The organism is Bowmanella denitrificans, from assembly GCF_039522935.1.
Classification (GTDB): Bacteria; Pseudomonadota; Gammaproteobacteria; order Enterobacterales; family Alteromonadaceae; genus Bowmanella; species Bowmanella denitrificans.
On record NZ_BAAAEI010000017.1, the window covers coordinates 56,141 to 79,684 of the forward strand.

The 23,544-nt window shown below is 52.4% G+C and carries 22 protein-coding genes; 6 read left to right on the plus strand and 16 right to left on the minus strand.

Annotated elements, in window-relative coordinates; all coding sequences use genetic code 11:
- Nucleotides 1–30 precede the first annotated feature (30 nt).
- From ABD028_RS15035 to ABD028_RS15090, 12 genes are all read right to left on the minus strand, one after another.
- On the minus strand, nt 31–210 hold the full coding sequence (locus ABD028_RS15035; protein WP_343845997.1) for a hypothetical protein: 180 nt from the start codon (nt 208–210) through the stop codon (nt 31–33).
- Nucleotides 207–884: a hypothetical protein gene (locus tag ABD028_RS15040; protein WP_343845998.1), complete on the minus strand. Its 678-nt coding sequence runs from the start codon at nt 882–884 to the stop codon at nt 207–209. The genes ABD028_RS15035 and ABD028_RS15040 overlap by 4 nt, the downstream gene beginning before the upstream one ends.
- A gap of 170 nt (nt 885–1,054) precedes the next feature.
- On the minus strand, nt 1,055–2,383 hold the full coding sequence (locus tag ABD028_RS15045; RefSeq protein ID WP_343845999.1) for a sensor histidine kinase: 1,329 nt from the start codon (nt 2,381–2,383) through the stop codon (nt 1,055–1,057).
- Nucleotides 2,384–2,386: 3 nt separating this feature from the next.
- The gene (locus ABD028_RS15050; RefSeq protein ID WP_343846001.1) at nt 2,387–3,757 is read right to left on the minus strand and encodes a sigma-54-dependent transcriptional regulator; all 1,371 of its coding nucleotides are present in this window, start codon (nt 3,755–3,757) and stop codon (nt 2,387–2,389) included.
- A gap of 56 nt (nt 3,758–3,813) precedes the next feature.
- Nucleotides 3,814–6,246 (minus strand): ABC transporter permease, encoded by a 2,433-nt coding sequence (locus tag ABD028_RS15055; protein ID WP_343846003.1) that lies wholly within the window; start codon nt 6,244–6,246, stop codon nt 3,814–3,816.
- Nucleotides 6,230–6,961: an ABC transporter ATP-binding protein gene (locus tag ABD028_RS15060; RefSeq protein WP_343846005.1), complete on the minus strand. Its 732-nt coding sequence runs from the start codon at nt 6,959–6,961 to the stop codon at nt 6,230–6,232. Before ABD028_RS15060 ends, ABD028_RS15055 begins: the two co-directional genes overlap by 17 nt.
- Nucleotides 6,962–6,993: 32 nt before the next feature.
- A complete protein-coding gene (locus tag ABD028_RS15065) occupies nt 6,994–8,250 on the minus strand; it encodes an efflux RND transporter periplasmic adaptor subunit (RefSeq protein ID WP_343846006.1) in 1,257 nt (418 codons plus the stop codon).
- Nucleotides 8,251–8,484: 234 nt separating this feature from the next.
- A complete protein-coding gene (locus ABD028_RS15070; RefSeq protein ID WP_343846007.1) occupies nt 8,485–8,877 on the minus strand; it encodes a YciI family protein in 393 nt (130 codons plus the stop codon).
- A gap of 94 nt (nt 8,878–8,971) precedes the next feature.
- The gene (locus ABD028_RS15075; protein WP_343846009.1) at nt 8,972–9,364 is read right to left on the minus strand and encodes a hypothetical protein; all 393 of its coding nucleotides are present in this window, start codon (nt 9,362–9,364) and stop codon (nt 8,972–8,974) included.
- A gap of 126 nt (nt 9,365–9,490) precedes the next feature.
- The gene (locus ABD028_RS15080) at nt 9,491–9,859 is read right to left on the minus strand and encodes a DoxX family protein (RefSeq protein WP_343846010.1); all 369 of its coding nucleotides are present in this window, start codon (nt 9,857–9,859) and stop codon (nt 9,491–9,493) included.
- 2 nt (nt 9,860–9,861) lie between these two features.
- Nucleotides 9,862–10,767, minus strand: coding sequence for a sigma-70 family RNA polymerase sigma factor (locus ABD028_RS15085; protein WP_102798161.1), 906 nt, complete (start codon nt 10,765–10,767; stop codon nt 9,862–9,864).
- A 230-nt stretch (nt 10,768–10,997) separates the two neighbouring features.
- Nucleotides 10,998–11,753 (minus strand): DeoR/GlpR family DNA-binding transcription regulator, encoded by a 756-nt coding sequence (locus ABD028_RS15090; RefSeq protein WP_343846012.1) that lies wholly within the window; start codon nt 11,751–11,753, stop codon nt 10,998–11,000.
- Nucleotides 11,754–11,906: 153 nt separating this feature from the next.
- Between ABD028_RS15090 and ABD028_RS15095 the strand changes: the two genes are divergently transcribed.
- Together ABD028_RS15095 and ABD028_RS15100 are read left to right on the plus strand one after the other, a co-directional pair.
- On the plus strand, nt 11,907–12,551 hold the full coding sequence (locus tag ABD028_RS15095; protein ID WP_102798163.1) for an HAD family hydrolase: 645 nt from the start codon (nt 11,907–11,909) through the stop codon (nt 12,549–12,551).
- Between the two features lie 14 nt (nt 12,552–12,565).
- On the plus strand, nt 12,566–12,841 hold the full coding sequence (locus ABD028_RS15100) for a SemiSWEET family transporter (protein ID WP_102798164.1): 276 nt from the start codon (nt 12,566–12,568) through the stop codon (nt 12,839–12,841).
- 79 nt (nt 12,842–12,920) lie between these two features.
- Here the strand turns inward: ABD028_RS15100 and ABD028_RS15105 are convergent, their stop codons facing one another.
- From ABD028_RS15105 to ABD028_RS15115, 3 genes are read right to left on the minus strand one after another with little or no spacing between them, the layout of a single operon-like run.
- Nucleotides 12,921–13,910, minus strand: a complete 990-nt coding sequence (locus ABD028_RS15105; RefSeq protein ID WP_343846014.1) for a tetratricopeptide repeat protein — start codon at nt 13,908–13,910, stop codon at nt 12,921–12,923.
- Entirely contained in the window at nt 13,907–17,113 is a 3,207-nt protein-coding gene (locus tag ABD028_RS15110) for a M1 family aminopeptidase (protein ID WP_343846015.1), read from the minus strand. Before ABD028_RS15110 ends, ABD028_RS15105 begins: the two co-directional genes overlap by 4 nt.
- Nucleotides 17,113–17,982 carry an ABC transporter ATP-binding protein gene (locus ABD028_RS15115; RefSeq protein ID WP_343846016.1) on the minus strand — a complete coding sequence of 290 codons (870 nt, stop codon included), beginning with the start codon at nt 17,980–17,982 and terminating at the stop codon, nt 17,113–17,115. The genes ABD028_RS15110 and ABD028_RS15115 overlap by 1 nt, the downstream gene beginning before the upstream one ends.
- Nucleotides 17,983–18,159: 177 nt before the next feature.
- Between ABD028_RS15115 and ABD028_RS15120 the strand changes: the two genes are divergently transcribed.
- From ABD028_RS15120 to ABD028_RS15130, 3 genes are read left to right on the plus strand one after another with little or no spacing between them, the layout of a single operon-like run.
- Nucleotides 18,160–19,707, plus strand: a complete 1,548-nt coding sequence (locus ABD028_RS15120) for a sensor histidine kinase (RefSeq protein WP_343846017.1) — start codon at nt 18,160–18,162, stop codon at nt 19,705–19,707.
- A complete protein-coding gene (locus tag ABD028_RS15125; RefSeq protein WP_343846018.1) occupies nt 19,704–20,384 on the plus strand; it encodes a LytR/AlgR family response regulator transcription factor in 681 nt (226 codons plus the stop codon). Before ABD028_RS15120 ends, ABD028_RS15125 begins: the two co-directional genes overlap by 4 nt.
- A gap of 23 nt (nt 20,385–20,407) precedes the next feature.
- Nucleotides 20,408–21,427, plus strand: coding sequence for a hypothetical protein (locus ABD028_RS15130; protein ID WP_343846019.1), 1,020 nt, complete (start codon nt 20,408–20,410; stop codon nt 21,425–21,427).
- A 61-nt stretch (nt 21,428–21,488) separates the two neighbouring features.
- Here ABD028_RS15130 and ABD028_RS15135 read toward each other — a convergent pair whose 3' ends face one another.
- Nucleotides 21,489–22,838, minus strand: a complete 1,350-nt coding sequence (locus ABD028_RS15135) for a GGDEF domain-containing protein (RefSeq protein WP_343846020.1) — start codon at nt 22,836–22,838, stop codon at nt 21,489–21,491.
- Between the two features lie 163 nt (nt 22,839–23,001).
- Here ABD028_RS15135 and ABD028_RS15140 point away from each other — a divergent pair, with 163 nt between their 5' ends.
- On the plus strand, nt 23,002–23,466 hold the full coding sequence (locus ABD028_RS15140; protein ID WP_343846021.1) for a nuclear transport factor 2 family protein: 465 nt from the start codon (nt 23,002–23,004) through the stop codon (nt 23,464–23,466).
- The last annotated feature ends 78 nt before the right edge of the window (nt 23,467–23,544 follow it).

Sequence of the window (23,544 nt, forward strand, 5' to 3'; positions counted from 1 at the left end):
CAGATAAGACGGGCCTAATCAACTGCATGACTAATGACTGCTGAAGTGACGGGGTAGGATCAATTCATCCAACTCGATATTGGCGCACAGGGTCTGCAGATGCCGGTGCAGTTTGTGTTTGATCTCGGGTATTGCGATATCCGGCCTTGCCTGACTAAGCAGAAATATCGCCAGGAACCCTGCACAACGGATTTTGCGGGACTGTTTCATACCCGCCTCATGTAGTCGAAGCTGGCTTTACCCAAACCGACTCTGTACAGCCAGTAAAGCAATACTGCCAGTACCAGCAGTACCGGGATCGCCAGTACGCTGAGATGGCGCATAAATTCAGGGAACAGTTTGGCCTGACCGAGAAAAAATGCGGCTGTGGCCATAAACAGCGCAAAGCACATGCGCCAAATATGTCGTAGCAGCCCCGCTTTGGCCGACAGGCCGCCGCCAACCAGCATTTTCACGTCCATGCTTGCGGCCAGCGCGCTGACAAGGGCGAAGAAATAATACGCCTGATAACCAAAGCCGTCTTTTTTACCATCAAGGCTGTGCTGCGCGTCAATGGCAAAGCCCAGCAGCATTGCTACAATCCCCAGGGCGCAGCCCAGTAACACAAACTCCAGATTGCGACGCCAGTTGCTGCGCGGTTTAACTGCCAGCCAGGCCGTTGCCACCAAATAGCTGATAAGCAGGCCGTTACACAGAGATAACATAATGCTGCGTTGCCATGCTACCCAGGCACCAGAAAGACCGAGCGCCAACATGGACAGCACAAACACAATCCCGAGCTTCTTATGTAGCGGTGTGGCTTTAGCTAAAGCTAATACCCCGAAGCCTGACAGTATGGCGCTGGTGCCAGCCAGCGCATGTAAGGTGATGCTGAATGAAATCATTTGCAATAGGTCCTGAATGTAAACGCCTATTGCTATTACAAACTTTGTGCCATAAGTGAAAAAACTATATAAAACAACGTGTTATGATTGTTTTTGGTGAAATGGGAGGGCACTTAGAGGTGAAATTCCCAAATTCGGGCCAGCATCGTCCCGAAAATGGCATGCGGCAATTACGCCAAGGGCAGCTCTATTATGGCGCAGCAACCCGATCCTTCAGGTCGGTTGGTCAGTGATATTTGTCCACCGTGAGCTTCGACAATCTGGCGGCTCAGCACCAGGCCGATTCCCGAGCCGCCTTGCTTAGTGCTGTAATAGGGCACAAACAGGTTGTCCGTATTGCTGATACCGACCCCGTTGTCACAAATATGCAGGTTTAACCGGTCTGCTGAGCATGTCCAGTGAATACAGATTTCCCCTGATTGTTCTGCTTGTTGCATGGCTTCCTGCGCATTCTTCAACAGGTTGATCAGCACCTGCTGCATTTGCACCGGGTCAAGTTGGACCTGCGGTGAGTCTGCATTGAGCAATCTGATGGGCTGTGTGGCAAATAAGGCGATGCAGTTGTTCAGTAGCTCACGCAAGGATGTGGGTTGTTTGTTGGGCGTTGGCAGGCGTGCCAGCTGTTTGTAACCGTCGACAAAACCTTTCAGTCCGGTGGCCCGCTCACCAATCAGCTTCAGCCCATGTTGCAGATCTGCTTGCAGCTCAGCAACGGTTGTGGTTGGCTGCCCAACCAGGCGTTGCAGAGTCTGGCTGATGGACATGATAGGCGAAAGAGAGTTGTTGATTTCATGGCTGATGACCCTGACCAGGCTCTGCCAGGCTTTGTTTTCCTGTTGGCGCAGAATATGACTGACATCGGTGATGAACAGTAATTTGTGCGGTTTACCGGCTTCACGAAAGGCGCGGATGTGTACATTAAAACGCCCCTGGCGCTGGCGCAGTGGCAAGGTCACGGCCTGATGGCTGCCGTCACTGAGGTTATGCAGAGGCTGCAGTTGTTGCAGCAGTTGTGGGTCCGGGATGGCTTCGTCCACCTGCAGCAATGCTCTGGCGGCCGGATTGATAAAGCTGATATCGCCCTCTGGGGTAAAGGCCAGGATCGCCACATCAATCTGTTCAATAATGGTTTGCACCAGCAACTGACTTTCCACGGAAATCAGCCGCTGTCTGCTCATTTGTTCCGACAGGGCATTAATCGCCAAAACCAATTCGGCAAAGGCGCCCCGCTGGTGCCCGACTCTTGCTCGCAGGCTGAAGTCCCCGCGGGTTATGGCATCCAACAGGTTGTACAGGCTGCGAAACTGAAACAGCGAACTTTGCCAGATCTGATAGCAGCAATAGCCGATCAGCAAACTGCCGAGCAGCGCCGTCAGCAGAATCAACCAGATGGATATCCTGGCCTGCACCATTACCAGCAGGGCCAATAAAAAAAACGGCAGCGCTGCCAACAGGCAGAGTCTGACCAGTCGCAGTTCAAAGGCTAAGGGGCGGTGCATGCGCTATTTTTCCAGACGGCGGTAAAATGCACTGCGGCTCAGTCCCAGCGACTCGGCGGCGCGAATGGCATTGCCATCGAAATATGCCAGGCGCTGGCGGATAAGTTCCGCTTCAATGACCTCCAAACAGCGTAAGTCTGGTTCGTTATTGCCTGCGATAGCATTGTCAGCAGTCCCGGCGGTGGTATTCAAACCAAGATCCTGTGGACCAATTTTACCGGAGCGGCATAAGATATGGGCGCGTTCCATCATATGTTGTAGCTCCCTGACATTGCCTGGCCAAGCATAGGTTTGCAGGGTATGTTGAGCCGCTGAATCAATACTCAATCTGGGTTGGTTGTACTTGCGGGCCACCTTATCCAGAAAGGCCATCGCCAGGGGCAAAATATCCTCTTTGCGCTGCCTTAGCGGTGGGATCTGAATTTCTACGGTATTTAGCCGGTACAACAAATCTTTGCGAAAAGTCCCCAGCCTGACGGCTTCACCCAAATCGGCATTGGTGGCACAAATCAGGCGAATATTTACTTGCTGGGTCTTACTGGAACCGACCTTTTCAAACTGACTGTCTTCCAACACACGCAATAATTTGCCTTGCTGGGAATAGGGCGTATTGGCGATTTCATCCAGAAACAAGGTGCCTTGGTCGGCCAGCTCGAATCGGCCGATACGTGCGGCCTTGGCATCAGTAAAAGCGCCTTTGACGTGACCGAACATTTCACTTTCAAACAGACTTTCTGTGACCGCACCCATATTCACCGATACCAGGGGAGTCTGGTTGCGATGGGACAAATCGTGGATATAGCGCGCATACAGGCTTTTCCCTGTACCGTTTTCACCGGTCAGCAAGATACTGGCGTCAGTAACGGCCACCTGCTGGATCAGAGCCATCAATTCTTTACCGCTGGCAGATTCGGCCACCATTTGCGTGTCGCCGCTCAGTTCGGCTTGCAGCAGTTGATTATGACCGGATAATTTCTGACTGTGCCGCTGAATGCCCGCTAATTTCAACTGATTCTGCACTATGGCCATCAGCCGATCATTTTCCCAGGGTTTTTGGATAAAGTCGTTGGCACCCAGTCGCATACTTGCCACCGCTACATCAATGCTGCCCCAACCCGACATGACAACAATCGGCAGGCAATCGTCCTGTTGGCGGATGCGTTGGAGCAGTTGCAGACCTTCTTCACCTGACGTGGTGTCTCTGCTGTAATTGAGATCCATCAGCAGCAACTGCACATCCCGTTGCGCCAGAATGGTCAGCACTTCTTTGGGGGAACTGGCCATGATGGTTTGGTAGCCTTCGGCTTTCATTAACAGACCCAGGGCGGAGAGTACGCCCGGGTCGTCGTCGGCAATCAATAAGAGTTCAGACATGGATCATCCAATCCGCTGGTCGGCAGCCCTGAGGTTGCCGCCAGGGCAGCCGACCATTATTCATAACGTAACGCCACCGCCGGTTCCATACTAAGGGCTCGTCTGGTTGGCAGCCAGGTGGCAGTGAGCACCACAGCGCCTATTATCAGAATCAGTAGGGTGGCAATCAAAAACAGCGCCTGTGGTGGCGTAGCCATAACCTGTGACATGCCGTAGCCTAACCCGCAACCGACGATTAAGCCAGGGATCCCCCCCCACAATAGTTGTGCAGCACCGGCAAGTAAAAGCTGTCTGGCAATGCGCTGTTCGCAAGCGCCCAGCGCCCGTTTCACGCCGATTTCCTGGGTGCGTTGACGTATGGTATTGGACATCAGGCCATAGATGCCGCTGGCGGTCAGTAATACCGTGGCGCAGCCAAACAATAAGAACACGCCGCTTAAGAAACGCATTGGGCCGGTTTTGCGGGTCAGGAACGCCTGGTAGGTTTCAATGCGATAAGCCGGTAATTCCGGATCCAGGCTTTGCAGGGTTTTACGCAGGGCCAGGGTGGCACTGTGTACATCAGATTTTAACCGCATTGCCAACACCATTTGTGCCTGAGGCAATTGGCTGTATGGCCTGAACACGCTGGGCATACGGCCATCGGCGGAACTGGGTTTGTCCTGACTGACATGACGCACCACTCCGACAATGGTCAGCCAATGTGGTGTTTGTCCATCATAGTCCACCACCCGAATGCGTTTACCCAAAGGCGATTGGTCACCAAAGTGGGCTGTGGCGAAACTGTCGGTGACTATGACGGTGGCTTTATCCTGCCCTTCGTCCTGGGCACTGAAATAGCGGCCCTGGCGCAACTCAACCCTAAGCTTTGCCAGGCTGCCCGGCATGACCAGAATATGATTGGCTCTGGGGAAACTGGTTTGCTGATCGCTCAGGTACTCCTTACCGTCAATCGCAATGGCCGTCACCGGTGCCGGCATACCAGGTAAGGCCGTGCTAATCATCACATCCCCCAGGGCGCTTTGTTGTTGTAATTGTGATTGCAGTTGGTTGAATAACGTCACCTGCTGCTGCGCTTGGCTGTACCGGCTGGAGGGCAACAGCACACTGGCGATCAGAATATTGTCGGTTTTTACCCCATAGTCGGCCCGTTCTTCAAGGTAACGGGATACCACAATCACGCCAGCAACAATCAAGATAGTCAACGACAAAAATATTTCGCTGATCACCAGCACTCGGTTGAGGCGCCCGGTTTTCTTGCTGAGCGCCCCACGGGTTCCGTCACGCAGCACCTGATTGAAATCGCCGCCGGAGTTTTTCCAGGCTGGCAGGAATCCAGTGATAAAGATGGTGGAGACCAAGAACAGCAGGAAAACTTTCAGGGTAAAGGCATCGATACCAAACTTAAACCAGAACACCTGACGGCCATAGCTGAAGCTGGCGGTTACCCGTTCGGTGACCTCCAGCCCCCAGGCCAGCAGCAACAGGCCAATAATGCCACCTAATGTGCAGATTAAAATACTTTCCCACAGTAACTGGCTAATCAATCTGGCGCGTGGAGCCCCCAAAGCCATGCGAATGGCGGTTTCCTTGCCGCGCTCGATGGCGCGTGACAACAGCAGGTTGCCAACATTGAATGACGCCAGAAACAGAATCAGTACGGCCGCCACCTGCATGGAATAAACCACAGCAATGCCGTCTTCGGCCACCGACAGGGGAATACTATGGCAATAGGCACCCAAGCCACTATTGGTCTGTGGGTAGCGCTGCGCCAGCCGCTCCATCAGCAGGGCCAATTGCTGATTCACCTCGGTGGTGCTGTAGCCAGATTTAAGATGCGCCAGTCCATAGACCCGCCCTGCTTGCTGACGTGACAACGCGGCGGGAGATTCATTGAGGGGTAACCAGAGCTCCGCCACATTCGGGAACAGGTAATCCTGCGGCATCACGCCCAGGATGCGGTGGCTGACACCATCGATTTTAACCTGTCGTTCCAGTATATCGCTGGCCCCAGCAAACTGGCTTTTCCAAAGGTCATAGCCAATCACTACCACAGGTTCAGCACCAGGCAGATTTTCCGCCTGGTTGAAGGTGCGGCCCATCAGCGGCTGAGTGCGGGTAAGCTGAAAAATATTCGGCTCGGCTCTGACTCCGCTGTAACGCACTGCACCGTCGCGTCCTGACAAATTGACCGTCACATTGCGATAGGCACCCATCTCGTCCAAACCCTGAACGGCTTCTCGCAACATCTGATAGTCTTGGTAATTCAGCGGGTTACCTTCCAGCGCGCCATGCCGGGACTGGCTGATTTGTACCAGGCTGTCACCGTCGGTAAACGGCAAGTCTTTAAACACCATAGTGTTGATAAAGGAAAATAAGTACAGGCTCAGCCCGATGCCAGCTGCCATCACCAGGGTAGTGAGTGCGGTAAACCCCGGACTTTTGGCCAGCAGACGCAGTGCATAGCGGCAATCACTTAGCATAAACATGGTGCTTGCCCTCACTTTGCGGGTTGAGCTGCAGCCTGTCAGAGACAATGCGGCCGTCAAGCACTTCCAGCCGACGCTTGGCCTGGCTGGCTGAGCGGGGATCGTGCGTAACCATACAGATGGTGGCGCCGTCGGCATGCAACTTGTCCAATAACTGCATCACCGCTTCGGCATTTTTGGAGTCCAGGTTACCGGTGGGTTCGTCGGCCAGTAATAAAGAAGGTTTGCCGGCAATGGCCCGCGCAACGGCAACTCGTTGTTGCTGACCGCCGGATAATTGCGACGGATAATGCTTGGCACGATGGGACATGTCTACCTTATCCAGCGCGTCTTTTACCCATTGCTTGCGCTGGGCCTTACTCAGATCGCGCCGATAGGTCAGGGGCAACGCCACATTTTCTTCCACATCCAGATCGCTGATAAGGTTAAAAGACTGGAAAATAAAGCCAATTTCCTGGTTACGGATCCTGGCGCGTTCTTTATTGGGCAGGTTGGACACGTCATGTCCGGCCAGCACATAGCGACCGGCTGTGGCAGTATCCAGTAAGCCCAATACCGATAGCAGGGTTGACTTACCGCAGCCGGATGGGCCGGAAATTGACACATAGTCTCCCTTGGCGATGCTCAGCGAAATATCACTCAGCGCATGGGTTTCCAATTCTTCCGAGTAATACACTTTCTTAAGATTATCTATTTTTATCAATAGGTTGTTCATAATCGCTCACTTAGTGGCTGTGTTATTCTAGCTTAGTTGATACGAAACTTGGGATAGCCGCTGAAACGGCTGGGATCTGAGGTGACGACCAGGTCGCCGGCTTGCAGACCGTCCAGGATTTGGATTTGGTTAATTGAGCCCTGGCCAAGGGAAACCGGCACTAACTCGGCGAAGTTCCGGTCCTGGCTAAGTTTGTACAGGGTCGTCTGACTCTGACTTTGGGCGTATAAAGGTCGGTCAACAAACAGGGTGTCGGCGATATTGCTAATATGAATTTCGCCATCCACCGACAGCGCCGGGCGGGCGTCATCGGGCATCGGGCCAGACAACGCCACATCCACCTGTACCTTGCCACCTGTTACGGCAGGATCCACCCTGATGACCTGCCCCTGGATGGTGCTGTTGCGGGTATCAATAGTGACCTTCTGGCCTGGTGTGACAGCTTTAATCTGAATTTCAGGTACCTGTAGCTCGGCAATCAAACTATTGTGCTGGGCCAGTTTGGCCAGGTTTTCGCCCATCAGAATGCGTTTGCCTGGTTCCAGCGGTACTTCCAGCACAATGCTGTCCATACTGGCCCGTACCTGCAGGCTGTCTACTTGTTGTTGCAGTTGTTCGTGTGCTTTGCGGGCTTTTTCTAATCTGGCCTGACGGGCGGCAGCCTGGGCAATCAGGTTGTCCTGCATTTTCAGCAGTTCCTGTTCACTGATTTGCAGGCGCTGACGGAACTGCTCGGTTTCCAGTTTAGTACGCTCATAAGTCAGTTGGGAGATGGCACCGCTGGATTGTTTAAGCAGTTTTGTTTCGGCGTTGTATTTCAGCAAACTGCTGTCATAGTCCAGTTTGGCGTTCAACAATCTGGCTCGCTGAGCCAACACCGCGGACTCTTGCGCCACCTGACCGGCCTTGATATCTGCTTGCAGAGCGGTCAGCTCCCAACTGGCTTCCTCCAGTTGTCTTTCAAGTCTTGGATTGCTGAGTATGGCTATCAGGTCCCCTTGTTTAACCTGGTGGCCCGCTTTGACGATAAGTTGTTCCACTTTGGCGTCCACATTGGCCGACAGCCAACGTATATGTTCCGGGCTCAGTATGCCGCTGCCTCTGACCGAAACATGAAAATTCCCGCGCTGCACTTTACTGAAAACGATGGAGTCAGCGGCGACGGCATAATCAGCCTGGCCGAGCAGCCACCAATATCTGGCAGCCACACTCACTACAAGTACCAACCCCAGGCCCAGCAGGTAAGGCCGGATACGCAGGGCAGGGCGTTTTTGAATGGCGATATCCATCTGATATTTCCCGGTTTGTGATTAAAGGTCGCCGGATGCTGGGCGACCAAGGGGCTAAATCAGAAAGTAATCAGGAACTATGCCAAGGTTTAATGCATTGAAATATAATAAATAATTTGATGTGGTTTGTGATTCGTCCCATTTTTGGGATAAACAAAGGGACGCCGTCCCAGTTTTGCTCATGGCACAATGATACAACGGCAGTCCCCGCATAGGGCGACTGCCGCAATCTGATTAGCCGCTGACGTGACGGGCATCCCGCTGTGCTACCAGGCGGTTGATTTGCTCGTCGGCCGGGCGAATTTCAAACGGGCCGACACCCACGCCAGGGTGCGCAGACATCAATTCAATGGCATGCTGCATATCCCGTGCTTCCAACAGCAAGATACCGCCCAGCACCTCTTTGGTTTCAGCATAAGGACCGTCTGTGGCTTTAATCCGGCCATTTTGCTTGCGCAGGGTAACGGCCTGACCGGCACTGGCCAATGCCTCACCACCGAGAAAATGACCGCCACGACGCAATACATCATCGTATTCAAAGCATTTTTCCATTAGCTGCGCGGCTTCATCGTCACTGATGTCCTGCCACATGGACTCATCCAGATAACCTAAACAAATAAACTTCATCTTCGTCTCCTTTTGGGTTGTTTCAGCCTCTGGTCGAACGGGCATGTCAGGAGATCGACATTTTTGCCAGGGTGCAGTGGGTTTTTATGTTGCCTTAACCATCGCCCAGTAACTTTCTGAGTTTTTCTTCGGCTAGCTCGGCCGGGGTTTTTTCGGAATCTGGTTTGGTGTCGGTATTTTCTGGGGGCGATTGACTGTCATCACCAAATAAGGCCGCCAGCTTGGCTTTGGCCTCTGCACGTTTATCCCGGTAACCGCCCTGATAGGCACCGTCGGTGGGTTTGAAATAATCGCAGAAGTTGGCCTTTTGTTTATCGTTAGGCGGCTCTGCGCGCGGTTCGTTGCAGTGCCTGTTATCAAAAAACTCACAGAATTTGCAGCAGTGCAGATCCGCCCCGCAGGTTGAGCATTCTTCTCTGCGTGATAACGGCAGCAGCAGGCCACTAAGGACTGCGCCACATTGCCAGCATTGCAGCTTGATACTCATGGTCTTTATCCGTCTGATCTTGGTGGCTTCAGCTTAGTCGTATTGCTGCTGCCTTGACAGTGGCGGCCACAGAAATTGGCTATTAAACATAAAGCCCGGGCTCGTCTGAGCCCCGGCAGCATCTGATTATTTAACGGGAGCAAGAACCAAGCGGCCATAGCTGATAAACACACACAGCACCGCCACGGTTAGCCAGTAATACAGGGGACCGGCGTTAGCTTCACCCGATTGCCAATGCAGCAGGCTGAAAAGCAGCATGCTTGCGGCGATCACCAGCGAAGCAAACGGGGCGAGTATGGCGCCAGGTTTATATAAAAGCGGTAAAACCAGACACAGGCTACATAGCAGTTCAAGTACACCCAGTCCCAGCCAGGCCGCATTTGGAATGGCGGCCAAAGACGGCATGCCCTGAGCAGGGTTGCTGAATTTCCACAGTGCACCTATGGCAGTATGTACCGCCAGCAATACTTGCAAGATCCATAACAGAATATTCATACTTATGCTCCTTGCTCGGTTGCCGGGCCTTCAATCAGGCGGATATCCATGTTATCCAGTCTGACTCTGTCCATTACCACATCGATGCTGGTGATTTTGCCGTCAGTGATACTAAAGCAGAACGCCACCATAGTTGTGCCATTTGCCCCCCAGGTTGCCCCGGGTATGCCGTCCACCAAGCTAAGCATGGCCCCCATTGCCTTACCTTTAAGAGTATTGGCCACCTTGGTTGCCCCTGACATCTCTGCTTCAAATTGCGGTGCACCCTTAGCCTGATTAGCCTTAGTGATTTTCAGAGCAGTGGCATCCGCACGCAGAATGGCATCCGGGTGCAGCAAACTCAGCAGTGCCTGAAAGTCACCTTGTCTGGATGCCTGCAGAAAGGCGGCAACCAGATGCTGCTGCTGGGTATCATCCTGTCTGCGTGATTTGGCGCCCTGAACCTGACGGCGGGCGCGGCTGGCCAGTTGCCTGGTGGCCGCTTCTGAACGTTCGATAATAGGCGCAATATCGGCAAAACTGAGATCAAACAGATCATGCAGGACAAATGCGATACGCTCAGGGGGAGAGAGGGTATCCAGTAGCAGTAACAGAGCCGGTCCCAGTGAGTCGGCGATCAGCAGCTCGGTTTCCGGTCCTTGTTGGTTGCCGATTGGCAAGTCCAGCGCCGCATCGTCTGCCTCTGGCTTGCGTGCCCGTAACTGGTCAAGGCAAATGCGTGATACAACAGTTATTAACCAACCCTGTAGATTGTTTATCTGTTCGGCGTCACTGCGATTGAGCCTGAGCCAGGCTTCCTGCACCGCGTCTTCGGCTTCATTGCTTGAGCCCAGCATCCGGTAAGCCACCGACTGAAGATGTTGGCGATGGCGGTTGAAATGCTCTGCCAACCAGTCCTGTTTGTTCATGGTATATCCTGTATTGTTTAAGTGTTGATTCACAGCCCCAAAAGGACTCAATCAAGATGACGAACGACACTATATCAATGTGACAAAAATCGCGGGTTTATTTTTAATTTATTGAAAATAAAGAAGATAAATTTATTCCTATGGATTAGGTATAGCTTGCATCAAGCTAGCATGCATGACCCGCTGGCTATTCTGCCATGGCGATAATGTGTTAGGCAGGCGAAGGAGGCTTACACCTGCACAACCTGTAAATTACGCTCCTGTAAAGCCTGCACAATAGCAGCATCAGCGTCCTGATCGGTGATCAGCACATCCAGTTCCCGCACATTGGCCACCTGGTGGTTGGAAATCAACCCCAACCGATCTACCCCGCCCATCACAATGGTTTGGTCTGCCTGCTCGACAGAGACGCGCATAATTTCCGCTTCCTCCAGATACTTGGCCGAAAAGCCCCGCTCCGGGTGCAGTGCACAGGCGCCGGTAAAATAGCTGTTAAAGCGCATCTTGCGCAGGGTATTTGTGGCAGCGGTGCCCACACAACGCAGCGCTGGTTTAAAAAAAGTGCCGCCCAGCAGAATCACTTCGACCTTTTCATGGTGTACCAGCTCGCAAGCGATCAGAGGGCAAGCGCTGACCACTGTCAGCGGCATATCTCTGGGAATTGCTTTAGCCAGATACAGGCAGGTTTCGCCGGAATTCAGCAAGATTGTCTGGCGTGGCTGAATAAAAGCCAGGGCAGCATTGGCACGCTTTTGTTTGGCCGGGTGTTTAACTTCCAGCCGATCGGCATAGTCCGGCACATCCAGTTGCATGGGCAGAGCGCCGCCATGCACCCGGCGCAGCATCTGTCGCTCTCCCAACTGATTAAGATCGCGGCGCACCGTATCTTCCGATACCCCTAATTGTTGGGCGAGATCAGCAGCATAAACCCGACCCTTGTGATTCAGTTCTTTAAGGATCAGAGACTGGCGTTCGGCCAATAGCATGATATTTCCTGTTTCTGCATGTTTTTGCCGATTTTACTTGAACATCCTGCATGAGCAAGAGTATATTTTGCTTGTTGTTGCCTGTTTTTGCTTTGTTTTAGTCTGAAACGGGCAGTTTTGTGCAAACTCACAGTTTTTGTTAAAGGAGGGCCGATGGACAGTTTTTCCCTGGAGCTGGATCGTTATCAGGCGGTTATTTTCGATATGGACGGTACGTTGCTGGACTCATCAACCGCCATTCGCGAGGTATTCCATACTTGGTGTCAACGCCACCAATTAGATTTGGAGCAAGTACTGACTATGTGTCACGGATCCAGGGTACGGGATTTTCTGGATCAGTTAGCGCCGCATTTAGATGCGGACGAAGAGGACGGCTGGTTGTTTGCTGAGGAAGCCAGAGTGACAACGGGGGTTGTACCGATCTCAGGTGCCAGCGAATGGTTGCAACGCGTGTCTGCTCTGAATATGCCATGGGGGATCGCCACCTCAAGCAACAGGTCAGTCGCTTTGGCTCGTCTGAATGCGGCCAATTTGCCGGTCCCTGAGGTGCTGATTACTGGTGACCAGGTTGAACAGGGCAAGCCGCATCCGCAGCATTTTTTGCTGGCGGCAGAAAAACTCGGCGTCAATCCAGCCCGATGCCTGGCATTTGAAGATTCGCCAAACGGCATTCTATCTGCACAATCAGCCGGTTGCGATGTCATCGTAATCGGGGAATCGGCACATGCCTCGGCGCAAGCACAGCAGGTTGTGGCCAGGTTGCGGGACTATCAGCCGTTGCTGGCGGCGCAGGCTTAGTACGGGACACAGCAATGGAAAATGTCACCAGATTACAGAGCCAGGAAAAATACTGGGATATCGCGGGCATTGTTATTGGCCTGATGGGCTGCCTGGCGCAACTTACCCAAGTCGTCAGTGAATGGCAGCGCAGTGAGCCTGCCACTATGTCGCTGGCCTTTGTTATCGGCTATTGGTTGGTGTTTGCTTTCTGGCTGGCTTACGGGCTGTTTTTTAAGCGCCCGGCCATTATTGTCACCAACAGTATTGCCTTGCTTTTACAAAGTGCCTTGCTGATGGCGCAGCTATAAATTAGCGCAAGACCAAGTACAAGGCGGGTAGGCAGATTACGCCCTCTCAATCTGCTTACCCGCTCTTTCTCAGCTCAGCCTATTCAGCATCCCCAATTTGGCTCAGGCGCTTCAAAGCCCTGCGTATGTCTTTGTGTACGCTTTGATCTGTACTGAGCTGTTGTGCTTGTAAGTAACTTTGTCTGGCCAGTACGTGCTCTTTGGCTGATTCAGCCAGTTCGGCCTGCAGCAGCAGGGATTGCACATAATAGTCGTCATAAACCTGATCTTCGCTTAGCAGTCGGGTTAAGGCTTGCAGACCTTGCTGCTGACTGCCAAATCCCTCCAGGCTGAGATAGCCGCTCCACTGGCAGGCATCCCGCCATATGGGTAATGATGTTGCCTGCTTAGGTGTCAGCAGGCAGGTTTGATAAAAACTCTGCTGTGCGTCTGCCTTTTGATCATAGGTAAGTTGTAACTGCGCGGCGCGCTCCATCAGTGGCACATTTTCGCTGAAGTTGGCCAGCACCTCAGCTATCAGCTTTTGGCCTTCTGGTTGATTCTGGGTATTTTGGGCGTAGTCCATCGCCGCCAGCAGGTGGTACTGCTGATTAATTTGTGCGAGTCGCTCCACCAGCGCTTTGGCTGCCTCTTTGTCCCAGCCCCACAGATTATCCCAGGCCAGCGCTTTAGCCGCTTCACGCATATATTTAGGGTTATCCGGCTCTAGCTCATAAGCGCGTAGCATGTGCTTTACGTGACGGTCTATATAGCCCAGTTTGTTGATAAAACTGGATTGCTCTTTCACTTCATACCAAAGTCGGCCTGCCTGATAATGTACTTCGGCATTGTCAGGATAACGTCGGGTCAGTGCTTCCAGCTGTTTGTTCTGATCGTCGGCATCCTTTGCCACGGCCAGAGCAGACTGCCAGATAGCCTGCTGTTCGGGTGAAAGTGTCTGCTCCTTAAGCAAACGTTCCATTTGCATGTAGTTTCTTTGATAGTAAGCATTTTGCAGATTATCCTGGCCCTGAACAGATAAACTGAACAGGCAGCATGCGGCTGCCAGCCCTAGTAGTTTGTGTTTCATTTTTCCTCCTTGCTGAGTTGCAGCTGTTCCAACCATTCCACCGGTTCCACCTGGCTGGTAAACAGCATGTCTATCAGTGCGCGTTGTTCAGGTACCTGGTTAATCAGCGCCTGAATAAAATCGATGGAACTGGCCGGAGGTTTGGGATAGTTGTGTGCGCGGCCCAGGGATTGCAGTGCTGCAAGAATGGGCTGGTCACCGATAGCCTGACGCAGTCTGGCAAAAACCAAAGTGGCGCGTGAATACTGATCGTGTGGCGACTCGGCACTAATTAAACTGCGCATTGGCTGGCGGTTATGCTGCTCGGCATTCAGGTAACGCTGTTTTTCATAGCTAACCAGGGCCTGCATGGCTGATTGGCCTTGCTGCCGCTCGAGCATCACCAATTCAATATATTTCGCCAGCGACTCAACCAAAAACGCACTGTCCTGCTCAATGCCGTTGCCCAGGGCATGGCCAAACCACTGGTGGGCGGTTTCGTGTACTGCGCGGCGATATGCCTGACTGTAGGGCATGACATGATTTTGCAGGCTGCGAAATCCTACCCGGCTACCAATCAGAATCAGCTGGGGCAGGGCATAACCCGTAGGGCTTAGATCGGGTTTTTCAATCAGCGTCAGGGTTTTGCCGTTGTACGGATTGATATGAGTAGATAAAAATTCCACGGTTTGCGCCATAGCATCAAGTGTCATGGGCACATTGGCCTGATGGCCGGGCTGATAGGCCACCTGCAGGGTCAGGCCCTGAATAACACGGCTGCTGAGCGCAAGGGGCGCGGCGATAAACCCCTGTATATTACGAACAGGTTGGTTCGTCACAAAACGGCGGTACTGACGATTATCCTGTTGCCAGCTGCGAATCAGTTCACCCTGGGTAAAGCTCTGATAGCCCAGTGGTGTGGAAATCTGCGTGTCCATGCTGCTCCACTGATAGCCATCCCGGCTTTTGTCTCTGACTGCCAGGGATTGTTCTACAGACTGTTCGGCTTTCACGGGCAGGCCGTACTTGCGACGTAGATCCGTGCTTTGCAGTTCACGAATGGGCAGATAGCCTATTGCCGGAAAATAGGGAATAGCGCGTAGATAGCTAAATTCCCGGGTCAGGATTTTATGCTGGGGCAGCGCACTATAGCCGCTTTGCATAAGCGTCAGGCTGAAATCCAGCGTCAGTGACTGACCGGGCTCAAGCGGCTTGGCAAGCTTGAAAATACGTTGTCCCAACCTTTGATCGTACATCAGGTGATTATCGGTATTAAGGCTGATACTGTGCAGCGGGACCTGCCAGTTCTCACCCACCAGAATCTGCTCTATTGGCTGATTCTGCTTATTCAGCAGTTGATACTGGCCATGGATCTGCACTTGTCGCTGGTCAGGGTAAAAGTCCACTTCAGTGCGGATATGTTGAATGTCTGGCATTGGCAAGTTGGCAAAGCCTTTATAGGTTTTCTCGTAGCTGGCCAGCATTGCAGCGCGCTGGTCGGGGGAGAAATACTGGCCGTTCAATTCCAGCCCGGACTGAATGGCATAGCCCTGCAAGATCAGAGGCACGCTCAGTAGCAGGCAGGTCAGCCCGGCAGCGAGCCTTTGTGGCGGCCAACCCCGGCCTTGAATGCGGGTAAGTGCGCCAATCAATAGCACCGCAGCAAACAGCCACCAGAATCGCGTTAACGCCCAGAAGCCATCCAGATTGGGGGCATAACCCCAGAAGCCGTCCGCCGCGCTTAGCGGTGTTGCAAAAGGCCGGGCCAGCGGATGATGAATGTCGAGCAGTGCGGCCAGTGGCGTAAAGTGCAGAATAAGCAGCAGCCCACATAGACACAAGGCAGCAAGACGCTGCCCAATGCCAGCCTGAATAGCCAGAAATACCGTACCTTGGGCCGCCAGGGGCAGTCCGGCATACAGCATAAAGCGCCCATATTCAGCCAGTTGTAGTGGACTTTGTGCTAGCCACTGGCAAAAAATGGCGGTACCGGCCGCCAGTAATAAAATGCTCACCAGCAAACCTTGCAGGCACAGCAGTCTGGCCAATAGCACGGTCCATGGTGCAATTGGCAGGGCTTGTACGATGCCGGCAATATTGAGCTGCTTGTCTCGCCTGCTTAACAGATCGCTGAAATACAACAGCAGGGCCGAGCCAAACAGCGGTAGTATGTCCCACATAAAGCGATTTATCGCATCAAAACTCAGACCGGTAAGTTCAGCGCCGGGTTCGCTATGATGAATGGAAGGGTAGGTTTCGCCAGCAACAAGCGCACACCAGATAAGCCCTATCAGCCAGATTACCGGGCGCTTGAATATTTGCCCGGCTTGCAGACGAGTGAGGGCGTATAACTGATGCCAGGCGCCTGGCTGGGCCGGAATGAAGTGAAAGGTTGTGGCATTTGAATCCTGACGTTTTAACGGCAAAGCCCATGCCGGCTTTTTGGTGTTGTCGCGGCGATTTTTCAGGCGAACTGCACAGTAAGCCAAAAGTGTTGCGGCCAGAATAATCAGTAACCTGTTCAGCATGACTAAGGCCAGGTCCGGCTGTTTAGCCATAAGCGGCGTTAAACCAAACCAATCCAGATAGTTCATTGTACTGACCAGCCACGGGGCGGGTGTTTGCGCGCCTGCCATCAGTGGTGAGCCAATGGCCGTGGCCAGTAGGGTGTAGCTGACAAAGCATAAAAAGGTTGCCAGATAAGTCAGTACCGGAGAAGAATTCAGACTATGCAGCAACCAGAATAACGCGACAAACAGTAAGCTGGCCGGCAGGCCGATGAGCAACTGCAGACCTTGCAGGTTGAGGGCAACACTCAATATCACCTGATATTCAGGAAGTTGATTTGCGCTGCTGAGCAGTCCCGCCAGCAAACCCGTTGCAGCGACTATACCCAGCAGTATCGTCAGGCAGATCAGACCAGCGACCTGCACCATCTGTTGCCGGGTTTGTGACAAAGATGCACTCAGTACCAGCTCTCGCATCTTATAGCTGTCTGCCCTGTAAAGACTGAAAACCGCCAGCAGGCCGGTGGCCCAGGGCAGCGCCATCATACACAAGGCACCGACCAGGTGCTGTAAATGCGCCTGGGTGAACAGCTCAGCCTGGCTGGTATGGATGCCGCATCCAACAAAATAGCCAAACAGCACAGCGACAACTGTCAATATCCAATACAGCGGCTGGCGAAGCCCCAAGCGTATCTCATTTAACATCAGGGTCCGCATCAGGCTGCCTCCTGCACTTGTTGCACAAGGTGCAGAAAATAGCAGTCCTGCAGACAGGGGATGGCTGGTTCAAAGTGACTTCCGGGTTGCTCCTCACAGAACAAACGGACCACTGGATTGCCATAGTGCAGCCGTTGGCTGAGTAAGATGGCATGCTCGGGTATCACGCCCAGTTGCGGCCCTTGCCATATCCTGTTGGAAAGACCGCTGAACAGGGCGCCGGTCTGACCACTGGCGACTATCTTGCCGTCCAGCAATATGGCGGTTTGGCGGCACAGATGTTCGATATCCTCAACAATATGCGTAGACAGCAGCACCAAACGGGTTTGCGCAATGTCGTGCAGAAGTTGGTGCAGACGCAGACGCTCAGCGGGATCCAGGCCCGACGTTGGTTCGTCAAAAATCAATACCTGCGGATCGCCTAACAAAGCTTGTGCCACTCCAAAGCGTTGTAACATGCCCCCGGAAAAATGACTGGGTTGCCGCTGAGCATGTGCTGTAAGGTTGGTCAGTGCTAACACCTGTTCAATCTGCTGACGACGCTGAGCCCGACTGTTCAGGCCTTTAAGAATGGCCAGGTGCTCTAACAGCCCCTGGCAGGATATATGGGGATAAACGCCAAAGTGCTGCGGCAGGTATCCCAGTTTGTTGCGCAATCTGGTTGGTTGTTGCCACACATCCTGGCCATTGAAAAGGATGTGGCCACTGTCTGGTGTCTGAAGCGTGGCGATGGTGCGCATTAAACTGGATTTGCCTGCACCATTAGGGCCAAGTAGTCCTACCATGCCCTTGCCCAGTTGCAAAGAGATGTCCTGCAGGGCGCGCGTGCCGTCGGGGTAGGTTTTGTTAATGTTGTGAAGTTCCAGCATGGTTGGTCTCCAAATTTTTTTGGCAGGCTACGGGGCATGCCTTAGGTGATAAAGGCTTTAATGACAAAGGCGCTGATTTTTATGACATGATTGATTTCGAAGGGTAAATTGACGTTTATCAGTAAAAACGGCGGGTTTGTCATGATTCGGCTGACAAGCTCGGCCAATTGACCAACCATGACAACCCAGCCACCCGAACCCGTTATTGCCATTATGTTGAAAGCGTTATCGTTCCAACCGTTTTATAAACTGCAGCCTGTATTACCGGTTCTGGTAGCGATTCTGGTTGAGGCCCTGGTGCGGCTGCACGGCTATGCGCCAGAGCAATACGACGACTATATCCAGTTGCGCGGTGGCTGGGCCCTGTACCTGACTACTACCGGGCAACTATTGCTGGAAAGCTTGCCGCTGATGGCCGTACAGTGGTGGCTGGCAGGCCATTCGGACTGGCGTGGGTATCTTGTTTGGGCGGCGGGTTTTGTGATGTATCCCGCACTGAGCCTGATGGCGCAAAATGGCTGGCCGTCGGCCCAGCCACTGTTGTTCGGTGGCCAATTTTGGTTGCTGACGGCCGGATTGTCGCTGCTTTATTGGCTGCATCGGGCATATCAGCAATCGGCTGATATGCTACGCAGTCCGACATGGTGGCGTTATATGCTGTCACTGGATGCCGCCCTGCTATTGTGCCTGGGCGGCTGGGTACTATTGATGAGTGGCATGTTTGTATATAACCCCGACCCTATGCATAACCAACCCCTTGAGCCACGACTTGACCCCGGCCAGATGTTAAGCCAATGGCCACTGACCCTATACTATGGCTGGCAGTTTGGGTTGCTGGCCGGAATCATCTTTGTTTATTATTGGGTTAATCGCTATGTGCTGATCCGCAGAGTATTGGCGCACCAGGGCGTGTATCCGTTTCTGCTGTGCAGTGCTGTTTGGTTGTTGCTGTCTTATCCCTTGTTCGGTGCCCTGGTGTTGCAATTGCCCCTGAATATTGCCGAACAAAGTTTGCTGCCTTCTGAGAATCATCTGCCGTTTGATACCTTGAATCTGTTGGTGGCCGGCATTATCTGGGCCCTCAGTACGCCATTGATTCTGGCCTTTGAGCGCCAGCACAATGCCCGCGAAGTGGCCGAGCTTACCCAGGTGCAAACCCTGGCCGAGCTTAAAATGCTGCAGCAGCAGGTCAATCCGCATTTTCTGTTTAATACCCTCAACAGCCTGTATGCCCTGTGTCTGACCCAGTCAGCACTGGCCGCGCCTATGTTGCTGAAGTTGGCGGATTTGTTGCGTTATGTGGTGTATCAGGGGCAAAAGTCCAGGGTGGCACTGCGCGATGATCTGGCCTACCTGCAAAATTATCTTGAATTGCAACAACTCAGGGTAACCAGACGCTGCAAGATAGTCACGGATATTCAAATTGCCGAAGGCGACTGGCAAATCGCCCCGTTACTGCTGATTATGCTGGTGGAAAATGCTTTTAAACATGGCGCGGAAGTCAGTCAAGGTGAGTGCGATATTCACCTGAGCCTGTGTATACAAGCCGGGCATTTAGCCTTTGAGTGCAGTAACAGCTTGCCTGAAGCAACGCCTGATGCGCCAACCGGCATTGGCCTGACTAATCTGCAGCGGCGTTTACAACTGGGCTATGCCGGGGCCTTTACGTTACGCAGTGAACGGCAAGGCCAGCGCTGGGTTGCGCGGTTGGAGATGGACTTATGAAAACCCTGATCATTGATGACGAACCACTGGCCCATGAGGTGCTGTTACATCACAGTCGCATGCATCCAGACATTGATGTGGTAGGACAGTGCTATAACGCTGCCGAGGCGCTGGCCTTTCTGGCCAGTCAGCAGGTTGACTTGGTACTGCTGGACATTCATATGCCGGTGCTATCCGGCCTGGATATGCTCAGGGTGATGGCGAACCGCCCACAAGTGGTGCTGTGTACTGCCTATCAGGAACACGCACTGGTGGGCTTTGAACTGGATGTTACCGACTACTTACTGAAACCTGTCAGTGCTGAACGCTTTGCCCAGGCCTTAGACAAGGTGCGGCGCCGCATTGGTATGGCATTGCCGCCACCCGAGATGACCAGCCATATTGTTATCAGGGTGGACAGGGAAGACCGTAAAGTTGAGCTTAGCAAAGTCTGCTGTGTTGAAGCCTATGGTAATTATGTCAAGGTCTGGTTGGAGGATGGCTGTTTGCTGACGGCGGCGACGCTGAAACACTTTGCCGAAACTCTGCCTGAAACCTGCTTTGTGCAGGTGCATAAATCCTTTCTGGTCAATAAGGCCTGGGTGGTGGCCAAAGACACAGAGCAACTTACATTGCGCAGTGGCCAGAAGATTAAAATGGGTAAGGCTTACCGGAACAATGTGTCGGGATTACTTTAAATCGGCCTCAGCAAGGAAGTGGTATGCGTATTTCAGCAATATCTTTACTGTTGTTAATCCCGTTCAGTGCAATGTTGGCTAGTAACAGCCTGGCCAGTGCAGTAAATCCGGTACCTGTATCTGCAGAGATGCAACAGGCAACGCAGGCGCTGTTGCAAGGGGACAAAAGGCCAGCCGCAGCACTGCTAGACAAAACAGCACCGCAAAGCAGCTATGAACTGATGGCGCTGGAGATTTTGTATCTGCTGGCGTCATCTGCAACGGATCTGGCAGATGCACGACTAACGTCCTTTGAGCAACAGTTTGCCAGCAACCCCGAGACCTTTGCATTTTCGTCTGAGGTGTGGCGTTCCATTGGTCATCAGGCCAGTATCTTTGCCAAACGTGGTTACTACAAAAAAGCGGTTAAAGCTAAAATTCAGGCGGGAGTGCTGGCTCCGGAAAATCCGTATTATCTGACTTTACAGGCTTCAGCGTTGGGGCAGGGGGACAGTTATGGCGGCAGTGCTGCAGCGCAAAAGCCGCTTACTGACAAGATTGCGACACTGGATAGAAAATGGGGATATATCGCCCGGATTAATCTTGCCCAGAATGAAGATGATGTTGCTCTTGGCGAATCTATGGCTGAACAAGCCGCGGGTGCGTTTAAGCAGGATTTTGATGTATTGGAAAGAGTGGCCCAGTGGCACTGGACCATCGGCAGCTATGAACAGGCGCAGGCCTACTTTCTGCAGGCTTGCCAGCATCGCCCTGCTATGACATGGCATTTGCAGGTTAAATGGTACAACGCCTGCTATCAGGTTGGTGAGTTTGCTAATGACAAGCAAATTGGCATGGATAAAGGTGTCAAAGCGTTGAACATATTACTTAATGTCTATTCACTGCCAACGGAGGTAAATTTTGATATTGCCAGCTTATCAATGACGTTGGCCGACTCTGAATATACCGATCCTGCCAGGAAGCTACTCCAGCGGATAGTGCTGGAGAGCCCGGACAAAGCGTTGGCACGCAAAGCGCAAAAGTTGCTTGGCAGGACACCTTAATACGCAAGTCGTGCTTTATTTCGCAGCAAGCTGGATGCAGCTCATTGCCGGGCTGAGCTATCTACCCAGCCATCACCCTGTTACGACCGCCTTGTTTAGCCTCATACAAAGCCTGGTCGGCACGTTTCATCAGGCTTTGCGCATTATCACCGCTACGATAGGTACTGGCGCCGATACTGGCGGTAAATTGGGGCAAATCGGGTAGCGCTATTTGCTCGATATGCATACGTAACTGTTCAGCCACCAAGGTCGCGGCCTGCCTGTCATGCTGGCGTAGCAATATGGCAAATTCTTCGCCACCGATGCGGAACAGCATATCGGTACTACGCAGTCGTTGTCTCAGGCTTGTGACCAGCGACTTCAGTACCTGATCTCCCATATCGTGGCCGAAACCATCGTTAATGGATTTGAAGTGGTCCACGTCCAGTAACAGTAAACTCAGTGGTGCGCCCCGATCTGCCAGCGCCAGTTCTTCGCTGATTTGCTCTTCCCATTTATGTCGGTTAAACGCACCCGTCAGGCGGTCGAGGGTAGCCAGTTCAATTAACCGCTTTTCCACTGCCACTCGGTTGTGCATCTCTTTTGACAGGCTATCCATCAGGGTTTTAATGTCAGTTTCCAGCTCGGCCAATTCGTCCTGGCCTGTACTAGTTACATCTGAGGACAGTGACATGGTGTTTTGTTGTTGCAGTGACTGTTGAAAATCCCCTATCTGGTGCTGGATATGGCCGATACGTCGACGAAAAGACTGGATGATATACAGGGTTAAATAGATGCCAATGGCCAGGGCACTGACGCCTAGCGTGGAATTTACCCACATAAATTCGCGTTCGTGCTTTTCGGCATAAGCAGCAATCTCCAGGGTAAGCTGTTCCATTGCTAATAACAGACCGGCAGCTTCATCATCCAGCTGTGTATCGAGGTCCTGCAATTGTTGCCAATGAATCAGGCGCTGATCGATGTGTGCCTCAAGCCAACGACTATATCCCTGTGTAAATTTGTCACGGTGTTGGTGCAAGGCCTGCAATGATGCAAGCACGCTTTGATGTTCAGTCACTTTCTCCTGCACTGTACCATTATCTAGAGCGGTTCGGATTACCTCTATTGCCTTATCAATCTGAACGCTCAACTGCTGACTGTATTGATTAACCTGATCCGGTCGCATGTTGGTTGCCGAGGTCTGAGTCTGGCCTATTTGTTCCATCAGCAGGTGCTGGCGTAACTGTAGCATCTCAATTTCGGCCATCGTTTCAGACAGTGGAATATCTATCTCTGCCACCTCTCGCATTTCGTCATTAATGACTTGCAGTTTGACAACGGAATAAAGGATTACGACCAACAGAAATGACAACAGCATTGTCGACAACCCGCCAATCTTGCGAGTCAGGGAAGCGTTCAGCCAATCTAACATGGAGTGTGCTATACAAGGAAAAGGCTGATCCTAACGGGGATTGCTACTGGGTAAAAGGGCTAAATAACAAAGGATATGCCAGCGGCGGCTGTTCTATGCCCTTTGTTCCACAAGTATTCCGGTGTAGATTGGCCTGTTTGTAGATAGCTGATTTGGAGATACCATGCGTGCGCTAATGTTTGTTGCTCTGACCTTGACTAGCGGGGCAGTATTGGCCATGGGCACTCAACCCCTGGCGAATGAAGAGCTGCTAAAGCCGGTGAATACTTTGTTTGATGCCATGCGAAGCCATGACGAAGCCGCCCTGCTGGCACAATTTGCACCAATGGCACAATTGCAGCGAGTGACAGCCGATGGCCTGATAAAAACGTCGGATGTGCAGAAATTTGCTAACAGTATCGCCACCAGCCAGGCCTATCTGGACGAACAGCTACTGGCCGTTAAGGTGCAGCAGCATGGCAATCTGGCCAACGTCTGGACGCCCTTTGCTTTTTATCTGGATAATAAGCTAAGTCATTGCGGTGTAAATAATTTTGTTCTGATTAAAAGCGAGCAAGGCTGGAAGATTCAATATCTGATTGACGTGACCTTTGAGGGAGACTGCCAGGCATTTATCGCTGAGCATTGATTGGCTTTAGCGTGTAGTGGTCAAGTCATATTGGCCACAGGTTTATAGTTACGCCAGTATCTTCGTTCTGACTCGTTT

Coding starts and splice junctions, on each gene's coding strand:
- ABD028_RS15095 (WP_102798163.1), top strand. CDS start 11,907: ATGGACAGTTTTTCCCTGGAGCTGGATCGTTATCAGGCGGTTATTTTC.
- ABD028_RS15035 (WP_343845997.1), bottom strand. CDS start 210: ATGAAACAGTCCCGCAAAATCCGTTGTGCAGGGTTCCTGGCGATATTT.
- ABD028_RS15110 (WP_343846015.1), bottom strand. CDS start 17,113: ATGCGGACCCTGATGTTAAATGAGATACGCTTGGGGCTTCGCCAGCCG.
- ABD028_RS15055 (WP_343846003.1), bottom strand. CDS start 6,246: ATGTTTATGCTAAGTGATTGCCGCTATGCACTGCGTCTGCTGGCCAAA.
- ABD028_RS15090 (WP_343846012.1), bottom strand. CDS start 11,753: ATGCTATTGGCCGAACGCCAGTCTCTGATCCTTAAAGAACTGAATCAC.
- ABD028_RS15070 (WP_343846007.1), bottom strand. CDS start 8,877: ATGAAGTTTATTTGTTTAGGTTATCTGGATGAGTCCATGTGGCAGGAC.
- ABD028_RS15040 (WP_343845998.1), bottom strand. CDS start 884: ATGATTTCATTCAGCATCACCTTACATGCGCTGGCTGGCACCAGCGCC.
- ABD028_RS15080 (WP_343846010.1), bottom strand. CDS start 9,859: ATGAATATTCTGTTATGGATCTTGCAAGTATTGCTGGCGGTACATACT.
- ABD028_RS15065 (WP_343846006.1), bottom strand. CDS start 8,250: ATGGATATCGCCATTCAAAAACGCCCTGCCCTGCGTATCCGGCCTTAC.
- ABD028_RS15085 (WP_102798161.1), bottom strand. CDS start 10,767: ATGAACAAACAGGACTGGTTGGCAGAGCATTTCAACCGCCATCGCCAA.
- ABD028_RS15115 (WP_343846016.1), bottom strand. CDS start 17,982: ATGCTGGAACTTCACAACATTAACAAAACCTACCCCGACGGCACGCGC.
- ABD028_RS15135 (WP_343846020.1), bottom strand. CDS start 22,838: ATGTTAGATTGGCTGAACGCTTCCCTGACTCGCAAGATTGGCGGGTTG.
- ABD028_RS15060 (WP_343846005.1), bottom strand. CDS start 6,961: ATGAACAACCTATTGATAAAAATAGATAATCTTAAGAAAGTGTATTAC.
- ABD028_RS15130 (WP_343846019.1), top strand. CDS start 20,408: ATGCGTATTTCAGCAATATCTTTACTGTTGTTAATCCCGTTCAGTGCA.
- ABD028_RS15140 (WP_343846021.1), top strand. CDS start 23,002: ATGCGTGCGCTAATGTTTGTTGCTCTGACCTTGACTAGCGGGGCAGTA.
- ABD028_RS15105 (WP_343846014.1), bottom strand. CDS start 13,910: ATGAAACACAAACTACTAGGGCTGGCAGCCGCATGCTGCCTGTTCAGT.
- ABD028_RS15125 (WP_343846018.1), top strand. CDS start 19,704: ATGAAAACCCTGATCATTGATGACGAACCACTGGCCCATGAGGTGCTG.
- ABD028_RS15075 (WP_343846009.1), bottom strand. CDS start 9,364: ATGAGTATCAAGCTGCAATGCTGGCAATGTGGCGCAGTCCTTAGTGGC.
- ABD028_RS15120 (WP_343846017.1), top strand. CDS start 18,160: ATGACAACCCAGCCACCCGAACCCGTTATTGCCATTATGTTGAAAGCG.
- ABD028_RS15050 (WP_343846001.1), bottom strand. CDS start 3,757: ATGTCTGAACTCTTATTGATTGCCGACGACGACCCGGGCGTACTCTCC.
- ABD028_RS15100 (WP_102798164.1), top strand. CDS start 12,566: ATGGAAAATGTCACCAGATTACAGAGCCAGGAAAAATACTGGGATATC.
- ABD028_RS15045 (WP_343845999.1), bottom strand. CDS start 2,383: ATGCACCGCCCCTTAGCCTTTGAACTGCGACTGGTCAGACTCTGCCTG.